This window comes from Streptococcus intermedius SK54 = ATCC 27335, assembly GCF_000413475.1.
GTDB classification, from domain to species: domain Bacteria; phylum Bacillota; class Bacilli; order Lactobacillales; family Streptococcaceae; genus Streptococcus; species Streptococcus intermedius.
This window is the reverse complement of record NZ_ATFK01000001.1, coordinates 204410-220242: the sequence shown is the minus strand read 5'-3', so window position 1 is coordinate 220242 and position 15833 is coordinate 204410. Positions and strand designations below refer to the sequence as shown.

General features: G+C 36.6%; 16 protein-coding genes and 2 pseudogenes. 3 read left to right on the top strand and 15 right to left on the bottom strand.

The features are described from left to right. Window positions 1-18: 18 nt before the first annotated feature. On the top strand, window positions 19-984 hold the full coding sequence (locus HMPREF1654_RS01100; protein WP_003077116.1) for a hypothetical protein: 966 nt from the start codon (window positions 19-21) through the stop codon (window positions 982-984). A 73-nt stretch (window positions 985-1057) separates the two neighbouring features. On the opposite strand, the gene HMPREF1654_RS01095 is transcribed toward HMPREF1654_RS01100, so the two are convergent. From HMPREF1654_RS01095 to HMPREF1654_RS01055, 9 genes are all read right to left on the bottom strand, one after another. After that, window positions 1058-1447 carry a DUF3021 domain-containing protein gene (locus HMPREF1654_RS01095; protein WP_003073443.1) on the bottom strand — a complete coding sequence of 130 codons (390 nt, stop codon included), beginning with the start codon at window positions 1445-1447 and terminating at the stop codon, window positions 1058-1060. Window positions 1448-1459: 12 nt separating this feature from the next. After that, window positions 1460-1915, bottom strand: a complete 456-nt coding sequence (locus HMPREF1654_RS01090; RefSeq protein ID WP_014829592.1) for a LytTR family DNA-binding domain-containing protein — start codon at window positions 1913-1915, stop codon at window positions 1460-1462. Between the two features lie 26 nt (window positions 1916-1941). Beyond that, a complete protein-coding gene (locus HMPREF1654_RS01085) occupies window positions 1942-2805 on the bottom strand; it encodes an ABC transporter permease (protein ID WP_003073448.1) in 864 nt (287 codons plus the stop codon). Between the two features lies 1 nt (window position 2806). Then, window positions 2807-3673 (bottom strand): ABC transporter ATP-binding protein, encoded by an 867-nt coding sequence (locus tag HMPREF1654_RS01080; RefSeq protein WP_003077113.1) that lies wholly within the window; start codon window positions 3671-3673, stop codon window positions 2807-2809. Between the two features lie 148 nt (window positions 3674-3821). Beyond that, window positions 3822-5801, bottom strand: coding sequence for an FtsX-like permease family protein (locus HMPREF1654_RS01075; RefSeq protein WP_003077109.1), 1980 nt, complete (start codon window positions 5799-5801; stop codon window positions 3822-3824). After that, a complete protein-coding gene (locus HMPREF1654_RS01070; protein WP_009568230.1) occupies window positions 5782-6561 on the bottom strand; it encodes an ABC transporter ATP-binding protein in 780 nt (259 codons plus the stop codon). Before HMPREF1654_RS01070 ends, HMPREF1654_RS01075 begins: the two co-directional genes overlap by 20 nt. 217 nt (window positions 6562-6778) lie before the next feature. After that, window positions 6779-7537: a TraX family protein gene (locus HMPREF1654_RS01065; RefSeq protein ID WP_003078156.1), complete on the bottom strand. Its 759-nt coding sequence runs from the start codon at window positions 7535-7537 to the stop codon at window positions 6779-6781. A gap of 122 nt (window positions 7538-7659) precedes the next feature. Further along, window positions 7660-8640 (bottom strand): sensor histidine kinase, encoded by a 981-nt coding sequence (locus HMPREF1654_RS01060; RefSeq protein ID WP_003078184.1) that lies wholly within the window; start codon window positions 8638-8640, stop codon window positions 7660-7662. After that, window positions 8624-9310, bottom strand: a complete 687-nt coding sequence (locus tag HMPREF1654_RS01055; protein ID WP_003078190.1) for a response regulator transcription factor — start codon at window positions 9308-9310, stop codon at window positions 8624-8626. The genes HMPREF1654_RS01060 and HMPREF1654_RS01055 overlap by 17 nt, the downstream gene beginning before the upstream one ends. A gap of 91 nt (window positions 9311-9401) precedes the next feature. Between HMPREF1654_RS01055 and HMPREF1654_RS01050 the strand changes: the two genes are divergently transcribed. Then, window positions 9402-10583, top strand: a complete 1182-nt coding sequence (locus tag HMPREF1654_RS01050) for a DUF2974 domain-containing protein (protein WP_003078207.1) — start codon at window positions 9402-9404, stop codon at window positions 10581-10583. Between the two features lie 89 nt (window positions 10584-10672). Here the strand turns inward: HMPREF1654_RS01050 and metG are convergent, their stop codons facing one another. Further along, window positions 10673-12670, bottom strand: coding sequence for a methionine--tRNA ligase (gene metG / locus HMPREF1654_RS01045; protein WP_003078166.1), 1998 nt, complete (start codon window positions 12668-12670; stop codon window positions 10673-10675). Window positions 12671-12916: 246 nt separating this feature from the next. Here metG and HMPREF1654_RS01040 point away from each other — a divergent pair, with 246 nt between their 5' ends. After that, the gene (locus tag HMPREF1654_RS01040; protein WP_003043441.1) at window positions 12917-13177 is read left to right on the top strand and encodes a SemiSWEET family transporter; all 261 of its coding nucleotides are present in this window, start codon (window positions 12917-12919) and stop codon (window positions 13175-13177) included. A 362-nt stretch (window positions 13178-13539) separates the two neighbouring features. Here HMPREF1654_RS01040 and HMPREF1654_RS01035 read toward each other — a convergent pair whose 3' ends face one another. The 5 genes and pseudogenes from HMPREF1654_RS01035 to HMPREF1654_RS01015 all read right to left on the bottom strand — a co-directional run bounded on the left by HMPREF1654_RS01035 (window position 13540) and on the right by HMPREF1654_RS01015 (window position 15723). Further along, window positions 13540-14172 carry a DUF421 domain-containing protein gene (locus HMPREF1654_RS01035; RefSeq protein ID WP_003028311.1) on the bottom strand — a complete coding sequence of 211 codons (633 nt, stop codon included), beginning with the start codon at window positions 14170-14172 and terminating at the stop codon, window positions 13540-13542. Further along, window positions 14169-14624 (bottom strand): DUF3290 family protein, encoded by a 456-nt coding sequence (locus HMPREF1654_RS01030; RefSeq protein WP_003078142.1) that lies wholly within the window; start codon window positions 14622-14624, stop codon window positions 14169-14171. The genes HMPREF1654_RS01035 and HMPREF1654_RS01030 overlap by 4 nt, the downstream gene beginning before the upstream one ends. Window positions 14625-14725: 101 nt before the next feature. Beyond that, window positions 14726-15035, bottom strand: a pseudogene (locus HMPREF1654_RS01025) (DUF1648 domain-containing protein); the annotation flags it as partial. Next, a pseudogene (locus HMPREF1654_RS10145) lies at window positions 15022-15222 on the bottom strand (transcriptional regulator). The pseudogenes HMPREF1654_RS10145 and HMPREF1654_RS01025, both read right to left, overlap by 14 nt. Window positions 15223-15489: 267 nt before the next feature. Next, window positions 15490-15723: a hypothetical protein gene (locus tag HMPREF1654_RS01015; RefSeq protein ID WP_003078205.1), complete on the bottom strand. Its 234-nt coding sequence runs from the start codon at window positions 15721-15723 to the stop codon at window positions 15490-15492. Between the last annotated feature and the right edge of the window lie 110 nt (window positions 15724-15833).

Sequence of the window (15833 nt, the reverse complement as noted above, 5' to 3'; positions counted from 1 at the left end):
TTTTATAGGGGGATTTTCATGTTAAAAGAAAAACGAAATAAAGGCTTTGTGGCTAACTTAGTTGTAGCTGCCATTGTACTTACTTGTTCTATCGCATTTTTTGTTTATCATCAAAGCTTGTCATCAAGTAAACCTGCTGATTTTCCTGCTTTCAATAGCGAAGCTACACAACCCAAAAACGGTTTAGTTTCCATTGATGTTTACGGAATTTCTAAAAGGCCAATCGCTAAAGTGGATAATAAAACTGAAATATGGTTGGTTGCTTATCAGAAAGGCTATGTTGGATTGCAAGCTGATAAAAATGATAAAACGATCAAAAAATTGCAAAATAAGGCTGAGCAATTAAAAAATAAACCTGAAAAACTTGTAGTAAAATTCTACAATGTACGAACTGGAAGTACAAAGAAAACGATCAAAAACTATTCTGGGTATATGCGTAATTTCTTCCTACGCTATCCTAAATTCAGTCGCTATTTTTCATTTAATACTTACCTGTCTCTTTCAGGAGCAAAGTCAGATAATCTATTTACACTCTTAATGGGAATAGTCTGTTTGGGTATCGCACTCTTTTTCCTAGGAAATGCGTTCTTTGTTCGTAAGAAAATAAATCAAGCTTACGATGATTTCTATCAAGAGTACCCAGAATTGCAAGGAAATGTAGAGCATCTTCTCTCTGAAGCACAGTTTCATGATGCAGAGTTACAGATTGTCATTTATAAGAATCACTTGATTACTTACTATAAAGGTTTTGCTATTACAGACTTACGTCAAACGGTTCAGCTTTATCATCATATTTTGAAAACTTATTCTGGATTCTTTGTTACCAATCGTCAATCAACTTTGATTGCCATTCACATGCAAGATGGTAAACAGAAAAAACAAAGATTGGCTTTCAAAAACACTGGTAAACACACAGACGAGCAACTACAAAGTACCTTTGCGTATATCAACGACCATTTTCCAACCATCATACTAGGTGTTTAAAACAAACAAAATGAGGTCCTGAGAGCCTCATTTTGTTTTTCTTTATATGACGCCACGGATGGTCATAATTATGTTATTGTCTCCGTTTTAACAACGCCTCATTGATTTTCTTTGTTTTTAGATAAATGTCTAAACGAACGAACAGCCAAATTAAAATGTAGATAACAATAAAATCCAACCAAAATTCAGTCCGTGCCAGATTAAAAGCCCAACCATTATAGACCATCATGACACTAACCACCATTAAAGTAAGAAAAAAATGAATCGTCAACTGCACCAAATAAGAAAAACGTTCAATTTCAAACAGCAAGGAAAACAAGCCAATCAAAGCACTCATTATCAAAATACTGAGAATGTTAGAAGTCGTAACAGGTGATTCTTGGATTCGAAAAGCCAAAACAAGTAAATACGCTAAAGAACCCGTACGCAGGCCTTCTAACATAGAAGTTGCAATTTTTTTCATGTTCGCTCCTTTCTACAGACCCAGATAATCCATCAACAACTTGACATATTTTCGACTGACACTTGATTTAATATTGTTTGTCAATCTAGCTGTCATATTCCCTGAAAAACTATCCGATAATGACAACAAATGATCGATATTAATAATAGCATGCTTAGAAATTTGAACAAAATTTTGGCGATTGACACGATTTTGAAAATGCGTAAGCGTTTCTTTTGTAGTATAAATAGCATCCATACAATACAACATCAGTGTTGTTTGGTTGATATCTGCCAGGATAATTTGATCCGTTTTCAGCATAACAATTTTATCATCTGTTTTTATAGGAATCACATTGTTATAGGATGACTTATAACGATGTACATATTCAAAAATTTCTTTAGCTTCATCTTCCAACCTATCCGCTTTAATCATGACAAGTGGATCGTTTGAAGGAATGGTCGGATCCATTGTAAATTTAGTCTGCAAAAGAATATCTCTAACTTTCCATCAATTTAAGCAGTTTTAGTCCACCGATTGATAGCAATCTGTTGGATTATCCAAATAAAAAGCAAAGCAACTAAAACTATTACAACTATATAGCATGTTTCTTTTATTGTCAATAGAGAGTCCCATTTTAATTGAATCCCCATCATCTTTTTAAAATAATCTTGCGCTGCTGTATTATGATGAAAAGTAGTGGCTAAGTTATCTTTCATCATTACTTGCCTAAAGAGAGACGCAACATAAGTAGAGGGGGTACATTTCATAATCATTTGAGCAAACGATGGCAGAACTCCTATTGGAATGTAAGTTCCAACTAAGAAGCCAGAAGCAGCTCCGATAATTGTTGCTAACTTTCCAAGCGTATCTACTGATTTGAAACGATTCACAAGAATACCATTAAAAATAGAACATAAGAGTGCATTGAGCACCATAATAAGGAGAATCTGAGGCAGCAAAGTCCAATCAAAGATAATCTGATCTTCCCAGATAAAGTAGCCTTCCATGACAGCAAACATAATGATTTGCATCAAAAATCCAATAAAGGTCGTACTCAGAAGGTAACTGATAGACAAGCCCCAACGTCCCAAGTCTGTCAGAATCAAATCTTGTGTTACTTTGCTTTCTCTATCTTTTGCTAGTTGAGAGAAACTGGAAAATGTCGTGGTCAATCCTGTAATAGCAAGTGTCCCACCAATGAGCCACGAATCCAACAATTGATTGCTATGAGGGACCTGACTCCATGAATCCTTGATATTTACTTTTAAAAAGACTAAATACAAAATAAAGGAAATCATAGCTCCAAGAAGCGATAAAATTACCCCACTACGATTACGAAAATAGAGCAAAATATTTCTTTTCATTAGCATCATCATGTTAACGTACCTCTCTTCCTGTTAATGCCATAAATGCGTCATCCATTGTTCCTGGGCGAAATTCAAATTGCCGAATAAAAGAACGACCACGTGTTAGAAGTCCTAAAGCCATTCCTGTCGTTTCTGGATGTATCAAAAATTCATTTGGTCTGACTTCCTCAAAAGAAATATTTCCTTCCATAATTTCTTTAAAGTCAGCAGAATTCGTCACAAATACCTTCAGAAAATTCTGGGCGTATTGTTCCTTAATTTGGTCAGCAGAGCCTTTGGCAATGACTTGCCCATAATCCACAATATAAATCATATCCGCATCATCAGCTTCATCTAAATAATGAGTAGTTAAGATAACAGTCATTTTTTCTTTCATTTGTAAGTGATGTATCAAGTCCCATATAACCTTTCTGGTTTGAATATCTAAACCTGTAGTTGGTTCATCAAGAAAGAGAACATCTGGGTTATTCAATAAAGCACGTGCGATATCTACTCGTCGCTTTTGCCCACCTGATAAAGTCCCATATAATTGTGTTGAAAATTTTTTCAACCCTAATTGCTCAATTAAACTATCAACTTTTCCTTTGTCAATCCTATTATATTGACCTGCCCTAATGTCTAAATTTTCTCGTACTGTTAGCATATCATCCAAAACGCTATTTTGGAAAACAACGCCTAATTTAATGTTACTATTATACAAGATCTCTCCTGTTGTAGGTTGTAAAAGTCTGGTTAACATTTGAATTGTTGTGGACTTTCCAGCACCATTTGGCCCTAAAATAGCCGTAAAACTTCCTGCTTCAATCTGAAGATTCAGATCATGAACAGCTCTCTTGTTACCATAAATTTTACTAAGATGTCGTGTTTCTAATATCATAACATTCCTCCAATAAACTTTATAAGCTTATCATACTCCTCAGTTTTAAAAAAATCTCGCATTTGTAGATAAGAGGTTCTCTGAAATAGATAAGAGGTCAAAATTGCAAGATAAAACCACTCGTCAAAAGACGAATGGTTTAAAACGCTTATCTTGCTATGATTTTTCGATAACTTCTAGATGTTAATGTGAAAACAAGAATATAGACAAGCAAGAAGATGCCACAAGTAATTATTGTAGTTCGGATTAAAAGTGCTACATTTGTTGCACCTAAGAGAGCTACAATCAGCTGCAACATATGAAAAGCAACAGCGATATGAAGAAAGGCAAAAATAAGTGGTAAGAAGAAAACTGTTACGATTTGCTTTCGAATCGTTGCCTTCGTTTGCTTTTCATCCAGTCCAACTTTTTGCAGAACGATAAAGCCTTCACGATCTTCATAACCTTCTGAAATTTGTTTGTAATAAATCACAAGAACTGTCCCAAGTAGGAAAATCGTAGAAAGGAAAATTCCGATAAAGAGAAGAGTCCCAATCACACCCTGATATTCTTTTTCAATGTGATAACGTTCAGAAACACTGATAATTTTACTTTCTTTCCCTTGCTGATTATGAAGAGCATTAAAAATACTCTCTTGCAGATTAACCTTTTTATTAGCCGATTGAATACCAATAAAATACGTGTAACCGTCTTTCAAACCCACTTGACTTGGTTGATTGACAACCAGATACATCATTTTTTGCGATACCATACTGGATGCATTGGCAATCTTTCCATGTGCAAAATCTGTTGTCAAACGCTCTTTGATCTTCCACGATTTCCCATTGATGGTCAGATCTTGTTTTTGATTGATTTGAAGATTTTTGGTATAAAGAAGCGTTTCATTATCCGTTAAATTAACCTTTCTCCCAGTCATTTTTTCATACTCTTGAGAGCTAATGACAAGGAAAGTAGCCATTGATTTTTGAGCTTCTTCTACATTTAATCTAGCTGTATTTTCAGGAATCGTTAGCTGATTGCCATTGATTTTTGAAATAGAAGAGATTTGATAACTATAATCTTCATACTTAGCATCGCGTATCCCTTTTTTGTGCACTACGTCTTTTACTGCCTGTAAAATTGCAGCATTTTTAACCATCGTTCTACTTGTAATTGAAATATTATAATCCTTTGGATGCAAAGAAGTCATATAATCTTTCCCACCCACATAGATATTAATAGAGCCAACCAAGGTTACTAACAGCATAGTTGAAAGGATAGAAATTGTAGCCAGACCTGCAGCATTTTTACGCATACGAGAAATCAAATTCGAAACAGAAATAAAATTTTGTATTTTGTAATAGTATCTCTTTCGTTTCTTTAAGAATTGCAAAAGCGTAATCGTTCCTGCATTAAAGAGAAGATAGGTTGCTAAAACAACCATGAGAACTGCGATAAAAAAATTAAAAATCGCAGCAACTGGTTTCTCAACTGTGAGCGCAATATAATAAGCCACAGCAAGAAGTCCAAGTCCTAAAAGTGTCTGCAAACCAAGAAATCGTCCTTTCTTCTCTCCAGCCTTCTTTTCTTTCATCAAATGAAGCGAGCTGTATCGAAGCAGACGCGTGGAATTTAAAAATAGAATCAACGCAAAGGCAAGACCTAGACTGGCTAGAACAATAAAGACATTCAACCATTGGAAGGTCGAGGCAATGACTACTTTCATTCCCATGAATTTGAGTAAAACGGCAAAAAGGATTTTGTCTAAAAGGAGACCCAAAGCAAGTCCAAGTCCAATAGTCACTAGAGAGAAATAAAACATTTCAAAGAAAGTCATCAGCAACAAATGACGTTTCTCCATTCCTAAAATGCTGTATAATCCTAACTCTTTGGAACGATTTTTCATGACAAAGCTATTGGCATAAGTAATCAAGATAAGAACTGCAATTTGAATGACTGAGATACCAAATTGTAGAGTCATACGAGCCGCAGTACCACCGTAAGTAGCTTCTAAGTTTGGACTGTGAGCAAGTGATACAAAGCTATATAAAATTGCTGTTGCTACAATCGTTGCTAACGCAAATGGATAATATAAACTACGGTTTTTTACCAGATTTGAGATGGCTAATCTATTCGTTAGTTTGAACATAATCATTCACCTCGCTTGCCATGATCGTTAAGGTATCAGAAATCTCTTGGAACATCTGCCGCTCCGTCTTGTCGCCTCGGAAAATTTGGTTATACAAAATACCATCCTTAATGAAAAGTACCCGCTTAGCACGACTTGCTGCAGAGGTCGAATGCGTCACCATAAGTATCGTTTGACCACGATCATTGATGTCATCAAAGACATCTAAAAGAGCCGCAGAAGACTTAGAATCCAACGCTCCAGTTGGTTCATCTGCTAACAGAATTTCTGGATTACTGATAATAGCACGTGCTACTGCCACCCGTTGTTTTTGACCACCTGAGATTTCATAGGGAAATTTTTCTTGCAGTTGGTTAATTCCCAATTCGTTACAAATTGTGACCAGCTTTTGCATCATTTCCGTGATGGGACGGCGCGATAGGACGAGTGGCAAGAGAATATTGTCCTTGACTGACAGTGTGTCTAACAAGTTAAAATCTTGAAAGACGAAACCTAATTTCTCCCGACGGAAGCTAGAAGCTTGACTGTTTTTAATCGTCGCTGTATCAGTACCGTTGAGAAAGACACGTCCTTCAGTTGGCTTATCCAGCATGGCTAGAATGTTGAGTAAGGTAGATTTTCCAGACCCAGACTCACCCATAATCGCTACATAGTCACCCTCATCTACTGTAAAATGAATATCCTTCAGTGCTTCCACTTGATTTCCTTGAAAGCGTGTTTTATAAATTTTCTTTACATGTTGTACATCTAATAATGTCATCGTTTGCTCCTCTTTGAAATCCAAAATATAAATGTTATACTAATTGACTCACTTCGTAGCCAAATTGTACTTTTTCAATGTCTTTATCGCTCTACTGAAGCAATTTTTAGCTTGTTTCAAAAAATTTTAACAGATATCATCTTGTTCTTCCTTTTTGAGATGACTTTGTTTATAACAAATTACTCGCTGCTAAATCATTATTTCCATCATAATTTTCTCATTTTTGGACAAGATAAGCAATACATGTAATTAACCACAAATGAGCAGGATAAAAAATATAAAAGAAATACTTACTCCACTTAGTCACAGAACCGCGCTCACCATTATAGAGCGAAATGAATGGCAGCACTGTAATAAAGAGCCAATCCGAATTATAAAGCATCATTGAGAGGGTTGTAACCCATGTCGGATAAATCTGAATGCTCATACAAAATAAGATTACTGCTAAAATACCATATAGAAGATTTCGTAACTTTTTCTTTTCTCGACAGATATACGTAATCAGCATAAATGGAATGATAGGTAGACCACCCTCCGTTACAAAGCCAGCTAATAAGCAAACGACAAGTCCTAAGATAAAGCGGATGGGCTGCCGTTTAATGTTAATTGGGTCGTCATTGGGCGAAATTCCAAAAAAGAGAATTAGCGCAAGTACACCGCAAGCTAACGTTAGGAAAATATTATTGTAGATCTGAATTCCTTTAGACTGAAATAGCAGATTGAGAATAGTATTTCCAACAAACATGATCATTGCCCAGAAAAAGAGACGCAGATTGTAAAGCAAGCGACTCCGTGTGTATCGAAACCCTTCTACTGCTGCGAAAGCGAACCAAACAGCTACACAACGTGTCAAAGCATGAAAAATCCCCTCCCATTCACCAGACAGTAGGCCTGGTATTTTCCCAAGATGATCAAAAACCATTAATAAAGCCATGAAGAGCTTCAGCTGAAAAGCATTCAATCCTTTTGTTTTCATGACTACCTCCTTTATCAAACATTGTTTATTTTCTAATCTTATGATACAAAAAAAGAAAGGCTGCTACCATAACATAACCTTTCATTTTTAGATATCAACCTTACAATTTTGTAAGATTGCATTCATTCAAATAACAATTTCTTCTCTTTGAACGTAATCATCACAGTTGTCCCTTCGCCGACCACAGAATGCAAATGTAATTCATGGCCCAATTTATCCGCAATTTTCTTAGATAAATAGAGCCCTAATCCTGAAGATTGATGCGTCAAACGTCCATTATAACCAGAAAAACCTCGCTCAAATACACGGAGAAGATCGGAATTTTGAATCCCCAAACCAGTATCTTTCATATACAAGGTATCTTCCTGAAAGAAAATTTCAATGCTACCTTGCTTCGTATATTTGAGACTATTAGAAAGCACTTGCTCTAAAATGACAAGAAACCACTTTTTATCTGTAATAACGGTGTGATTTAAATCATGCAAATTCAAACTAAGACCTTGCTGAATAAAGAAAAGCGCATATTTTTTGACGACTTCTTTGATTAAATCCCCTATATTTTCTTTCTCTACGACCAAGTCATCATGGAAGCTTTCTAACCGCAAATACTGCAAGACTAAGTTCGTATAAGAGTCAATCTTAAACAACTCTTGCTCCAATTGATTTTTGAGCATTTGCTCCTGTAAATCCTGTACCAATAACTTGCTAGCGGCAATTGGTGTCTTAATCTGATGCACCCAAAGTGTGTAATAATCCAGTAAATCACTCTGCTTTTCTTGATGCTGTATTTTTAGCTCTTTTTTATCTTTTTCTAAAGTTCTAATTTTGGAGGTAAGCAATGCTTCTAAAGGAGTGTACGCATCGCTTTCACCATATAAGACAGCATGACGAAAATTTTGATATTGTTTCACAAAGTCTAAGATGAGTCCTATTAAGCTCGTCAAAAGCAAGAGTATTATAACATATTGCAAAACGGTGCGTTCATCTTCAAAAAGATAAGAAAAAATAAACAACAAACTATAAAAAATAAATAACAATGAACATAAAAGTTTTCGAGAACGCAGATAATATTTGAAAAATAGATGCTTATTCTGATGTTCCATTGATTAACCTATACCCTATACCTTTCTTTGTTTCAATGAAATTCTTGAGACCGACTTCTTCTAATTTCTTGCGCAGCCGTGCAACATTCACAGATAAGGTATTATCATCAATAAAGAAATCACTATTCCAAAGTTCTTTCATGAGATCATCACGCGAAACAATACTGCCAGAATGCTCAAATAGCACACGCAGAATTTGAAATTCATTTTTCGTTAACGTAATCACTTCTCCATCATACATCATATCCATGGACTTGAGATTGAGAATAACCCCATGGTATTCCAACAAACTTTGATCTGTCCCAAATTCATACGAACGACGCAAGAGTCCTTGAACCTTAGCCAGCAAGACATTATTGTCAAATGGCTTGGTGACAAAATCATCTCCGCCCATGTTAATCGCCATGACAATATCCATCGCCTGATCACGTGAAGATAAAAACATAATAGGCACTTTAGAAATCTTGCGAATTTCTTGGCACCAATGATAACCATTAAACAACGGTAGACCAATATCCATCAGGACTAGATGCGGTTCTTCCTTGACAAAAATCGTCAGCACCTGCATAAAATCCGCTACAGCAATCACCTCAAATCCCCATTGTTCCAGCATTTTTTTGACTTGTTGACGAATGACGGCATCGTCTTCCACTAATAATATCTTGTGCATGCTATCCCTCTCTTCTTTTTCCTCTTTCTATTATAACAAAGACTTGATGAAATATGCTATACTAACAGTAAATCTACGAAAGAGAATGACTATGGGAAATATTTTTAACTATTTAGAAGATATACAATACGATAACATCTATGATCAGCCCTTTACAGAGCTGGATTTTTTGCTCCTAACCGAAATTACTTACTTAAACTACGATACAATCGTCACGGACAGTCTTGAACTACAAAAAGCGAGCCGTTTAATTGATGTACCACAATATATGTCTGAAGTAAACTCCCTGATGAATACCAAACATCGCTTAAAGCTTTTGACGCAAGCTGCTATAGTGAAGCGTTATAAAAACCTCAAACTCTTTGGGTATATAAACGATATTGATCTTGAGATGCAAAAGCAATTTGCCGCTATGGTTTATAAAATCAACTTAGACACCTATGTCATTGCTTTTCGCGGAACAGATGATTCCATTATCGGCTGGAAGGAAGATTTCCATATGACTTATATGGAACATGTCCCTGCCCAGCAAACTGCTGTGCACTACGTTCAAAAGGTTATGAAGGCATTTCCAAAAGCCACCTTTATCTTGACTGGACATTCCAAAGGTGGTAATCTAGCGACTTATGCTAGCAGCCAAGTAGAGCCTGCTTTGCAAGATAGAATCAAGCAAGTCTACAGTTTTGATGCTCCAGGATTAAACCATACGATTATTGAAACAGAGGGCTATCAACGCATTGCTTCAAAAATCAAACGCTACATTCCTCAGGGCTCTATCGTCGGGATGATGCTGGAAACGCCTAAACAAGCTCACATCGTTAAAAGCGTAGCCATTGGTGGAATTGCCCAGCATGACACTTTCTCTTGGCAGATTGAAAATAAGCACTTTGTTTTACTTAACACGCTCAATCCAGACAGCATTCAGACAGACAAAACTCTAAAAGAATGGGTGGATGCTGTTCCAGATGACGATCTAAAAGATTTCTTTGATGTCTTTTTCGGTCTCATTTTAGACGCTCAAATTACATCTATTGATGATTTTTTCCAACCCAACAGTATCAAAAAATTACTGACTATTGTCCAAAATGCCCATGCCCTAACAGAACAAGAAAAAGAAATGCTGAACCGCTTAACTCGGCTCCTCATTTCAATCCGTTACCAAGCTTGGATTGATGATTTTAAAACATCCAATCCAGCCACTTTTATGACCGATATGCGGGGAAATTGGGCGAGCCTGACGGAGAGATTTTCATTTTTAAATAAAGATGAATAGTACTTTAACTAATTAAATCAAAAAATGAATGACTAGTCACATTTGTAAGACCGTCATTCATTTTTTATTCTAATATTATTCTTTCTAAATCACCCAATCAAACTCCCATTTGGCACGCTTGGGTCAACACTCAGAAGTGTCAACTGATCACCATGTTCGGCTGAAAGAATCATACCTTGGCTGATACGTCCCATCATTTTGCGTGGCTTAAGATTGGCTACGATTTGTACCTTCTTACCAACTAACTCTTGTTCGTTCGGATAGTATTTAGCAATCCCAGAGAGGATTTGACGATTTTCTGCATCTCCAGCATCCAAGCGAAATTGGAGTAATTTATCACTCCCTTCCACTTTAGAAACTTCTTTGACTTCTGCGACACGAATTTCCAGCTTATCAAAGTCGTCAAATTTGATTTCTTTACGGTTGAGTATGAGCTCTATTTCTTCTGGCTTCCATTCCTTCTTAATAGCTGGCTTGCCACTTTCCATCTGCTCTTTGATATAGGCAATTTCTTCGTCCATATCAAGACGTGGGAAGATTGGTGTCCCTTTGGCAACTACTTTAATACCCGTTGGCAGTCCTGCTAAATTTAGATTTTCTAGGTCAAAATCTGCCCCCAAACCAAGCTGTTCCATGATAGCATTTGATGTAGTCATCATAAATGGTTGAATGAGATGAGCCACCACACGGAGGCTAGCCGCCAGATGTGCCATAACTGCTGCTAACTCATCAGTTTTAGTGTCATCCCTCGCCAAGACCCACGGAGCTGTTTCATCAATGTATTTATTGGTACGCGAAATGATGTTCCAAACCGCTTCAAGGGCGCGTGGATAATCCACAGCATTCATTTGTTTGTGGTATTGTGCCAAATTATCAGCAACTACTGCTGCCAAATCAGCATCGAAGTTCGTCACATTTTCCACATAAACTGGAACTTCACCTTCAAAATACTTGTTAATCATAGCAACCGTGCGGTTGAGGAGGTTACCGAGGTCATTGGCAAGTTCATAGTTGATCCGACCAACATAATCTTCTGGCGTAAAAGTGCCATCAGAACCAACTGGAAGACTACGCATGAGATAATAGCGGAGCGGATCAAGTCCGTAGCGTTCAACCAGCATTTCTGGGTAAACGACATTTCCTTTAGACTTGGACATCTTGCCGTCCTTCATGACAAACCAACCATGAGCAATCAGACGTTCTGGCATCTTCAAATCAAGCATCATGAGCATGATTGGCCAATAAATGGAGTGGAAGCGCAGAATGTCTTTCCCAACCATGTGGAAGACTGTACCATTCCAGAACTTATCAAAGTTGGCATGGTCATCTTGACCGTAACCAAGAGCTGTTGCATAGTTGAGAAGGGCATCAATCCATACGTAAACCACGTGCTTAGGATTTGAAGGTACTTTAACGCCCCAAGTAAATGAGGTACGCGAAACTGCTAAATCTTCTAAACCGGGCTCAATAAAGTTCTTGATGATTTCGTTCATACGACCATCTGGCTGTATAAAATCAGGATGTGCATGGAAAAATTCTACCAAACGGTCAGCGTACTTACCCAAACGCAAGAAATAAGATTCTTCTGACACCCATTCAACTTCGTGGCCTGATGGGGCAATGCCTCCGATAACCTTGCCAGATTCATCACGAAAAACTTCTTCTAACTGACTTTCAGTAAAAAATTCTTCATCAGAAACAGAGTACCAGCCTGAATATTCACCCAAGTAAATATCATCCTGAGACAAGAGACGTTCAAAGACATCTGCCACAACTTTTTCATGGTAGTCATCAGTTGTGCGGATAAATTGATCATAAGAGATATCCAACAATTCCCAGAGTTCTTTTACTTCTTCTGCCATTCCATCCACATATTTCTGAGGAGTTATGCCCGCTTCTTCTGCTTTTTGTTGAATCTTTTGACCGTGCTCATCAAGCCCTGTCAAATAAAAAACATCATACCCCATGAGACGCTTGTAACGAGCGAGGACATCACAAGCAACAGTCGTATAAGCACTCCCTATATGGAGCTTGCCAGATGGGTAATAAATCGGTGTCGTAATATAAAATGGTTGTTTTTCAGTCATTTTTTAATCCTTTCAAGGCGAATGAAACCTTTTTTGATAACACTTTATTATAACATATTACACAGCTTTTTAAATGAAAAATAGAGTTGACTTACGTTGTACTCATAATCATTAGTATATTATTCTTGCTTAAATCTTATGCTTAGTATAAAATGATAATATTGAATGAGGCTTGTTTTATATGAACTTAGTATGTTATAAATGAGTTTTCGTTCTCTACACTACGTTTTATGAGGAGTTATGGAAATGAATGAAAAACGAATGAAAATCATAGGTTGGGTGGCGACATTCATGTCTGTTATGATGTATGTATCTTATATCCCACAAATTATGGATAATTTAGCTGGACATAAGGGAAACTTTATCCAACCTTTGGTAGCTGCAATCAACTGTAGCCTTTGGGTTTATTATGGTTTGTTTAAAAAAGAACGCGATTTACCACTTGCTGCCGCAAATGCTCCAGGTATTGTATTTGGACTTATTACTGTACTAACAGCAATGTTCTAACCCTGATTGAGTTCTCTTACTGTCCTATCCGACAGTAAGGATTTTTGTTGACAGTTCTTACAAGAATAGAATTACAAACAAAAATTCTGATTTACTCAAAAGCAAAAGCTCTATCTGAATGGACTAGTCAGATAGAGCTTTATTTTTTATATTTGTACCATTTTAGAAAAAGATTTTTTAATATTCCTTTGCTATCTTTAATGCTATCTGTCTTTTAACTATAATTTCAACAGCAGCTTCATTTTTCACCTTTTTATTTCAAATAAGCTTCACAGCTCCTTTATCTTGATTTCTCTGCAAGATTCCTAGCAAGATCTCCTTTTCTATTTTTTGCTTTTATCTATTCAAAAAGGAAAATACCCTTAATACGTCACAACGCTCAAGTTACCACTTTCATATTCTGCGATGAAGATATTAGAAATATCAGTATAGCCTTCCTTAGCGAGCCTCTCGATTAACCATTCTTCTGTTTTGTCAATAGACTCTAAAATATCAATCTGGACAACACCGTCTGTGATAATGGGGTATTTCGGATTTTCTTCACCTGCCTGTACGACAATAAGCTGACCGTTTTGTTCCATGACTGCTCGTTTAACTTGCTTTAGTTGAAAAATTCCTTGACTACGCAACTTCAGAGCCACATCAGCCGCTGAAAGGCCAACGGAGCGGCAAGCTTCAGGGCTCAACTTCCCGTGCTGAATCAGGGTAGTCGGTTTACCATCAATCAAATGCTTGACTGCCCGGACATTGTTATTGAGCCATTTTAGAGTCAAGACCAAAATCGTCCACATAATGAGGATGATCGCATACTGAAGAATGTTAATAGAGCTATTATAAATCACCCCACCAATAATACCACCTAGAACATAATTTTGAATCTGGTCAATCGCGGAATTAGGTGCCAGATTTCCTTTTCCTGTCACATTGATAACAAACACGAGTGAGAATAGTCCCAAAGCTAATTTAATCAAGATTTCAAGAAAATTCAATGTCATTTTTTAACCTCCACTAATTTGATATCTGTTTTCTTATGCAATTTAATTTTTTCCAGTAAGTACTTATCTGGCTCACTGCCACTCATAGCTCGATAAAAATCTTTTCCAACTTTTAAAATTGCTCCATCCGTCGCAGCTGAAGTGTTGACATAAACCTCTGACTTATCTACTCCCAAATCTTTTGAAATAACTTCAATAAAATGAAGAGAAGTTTGGAACTGGTTATTAGAGGCTTGATTGGTCTGAAAAGTACTAATCCCAATCAGAACGATAGCAATCAAAGACAAAATGGAGATAATCGCCAATTCACGAAATTTCGAATCGCGCTTATTTCGATAAGCCTTAAAAGCAAAAAAACCTGTCACTAGCAGTAGCAAGGCGGAAAGCGTGACCATCAGCCAGTTTTGTTGGTTAATTTGACTTAAAACGTAATTATAAGAATAAAATTTCATTTTTTCTCCCTCTATTTTCTCGGTCTATTATAGAAAAAATTTCGATATTTTTCAATATTTCTAAGCTATTCGTTTTTAACAAAATAATAGGTTTGTGCCTAGATACTCGTCATAACGAAGCAATCTATAAACGGAATAACCCAATACTCCAAACGATGCATCTTCGTACTGATATTGTTTGCCTTGGAGTCTTTACTGGTTACAAATACGCAAAACTAATGGATGAGAAACAAAAAAGCTAGGAAGCCCAAAAACTGTTACCCATCGACTGCTAAAGCCACTTGCTTGACCCGATAGCTCAAAATGTGTTGCCATCGTTTCTGGTAGCCGATCCCAAAAGAAACAACCCACAAGCACAGGCAATAGAATCATAACACTTGTTAGTCCTAATATTTTTTTATTCATTTTCAGCTCTTTTACTTCCTTTCAAGTCTGCTAACCACACCATCATATCCTCCAACACAGACGTATTGAGTTCATAATAAATGAAGTTTTTCTCCCGTGTTTCCACATTACTCTGCCTGTCTCAAAATGTTGAAATCTACGGAATAGCGGACCCTGTCAATTCAAACTGGTCTGCTATTTCCCCAGAAGTCATCTACATAGCGGCAATAGTAGATATCTGACTCACAGTGTCCCCAGCTCAACATCATACCACCACACCCATATCCAAAGAATCCATGTTAAGTCATAAGCTAAAACAATAAAGAAAAAGATACTCGACCTTTGTATCATCTTAATCACTTCTATACTCTATTTAGATACTTTTCTAAATAGAGTTATACGCTTTATTTTCAAAAGATACAATAGATATTTAGATAACTTTCTAAATAAAAAAAGAAGGTCCTGCACCTTCAAATGATTTCTATAAAAAGAAAGAGACTATCAAGGCAGAAAGAGCAATAAGGGCCGAAAGTGTAACAGCCAGAATTACCCAAAAACCAGCTGTGTTCCTTGGATTGATCCCAATTCCAACACCAATTTCTTTCTGTACCCAAAATGGCTCAAAAGATGATTGTTTTCCCCAAAAACGAAGTAACCTAATAAGGTACCAAATAAAGAATATGAATAAGATGACTTTCAATAATAATGCACCCATTTTTATCTCCTTTAACTAATATTATACACCTTACTATCCTTTTTACAACCTCAAACTCGCCTAGCCAGTCATTTTTTGATACAATAGAAAAAATAAATCTAGAAAAGGTA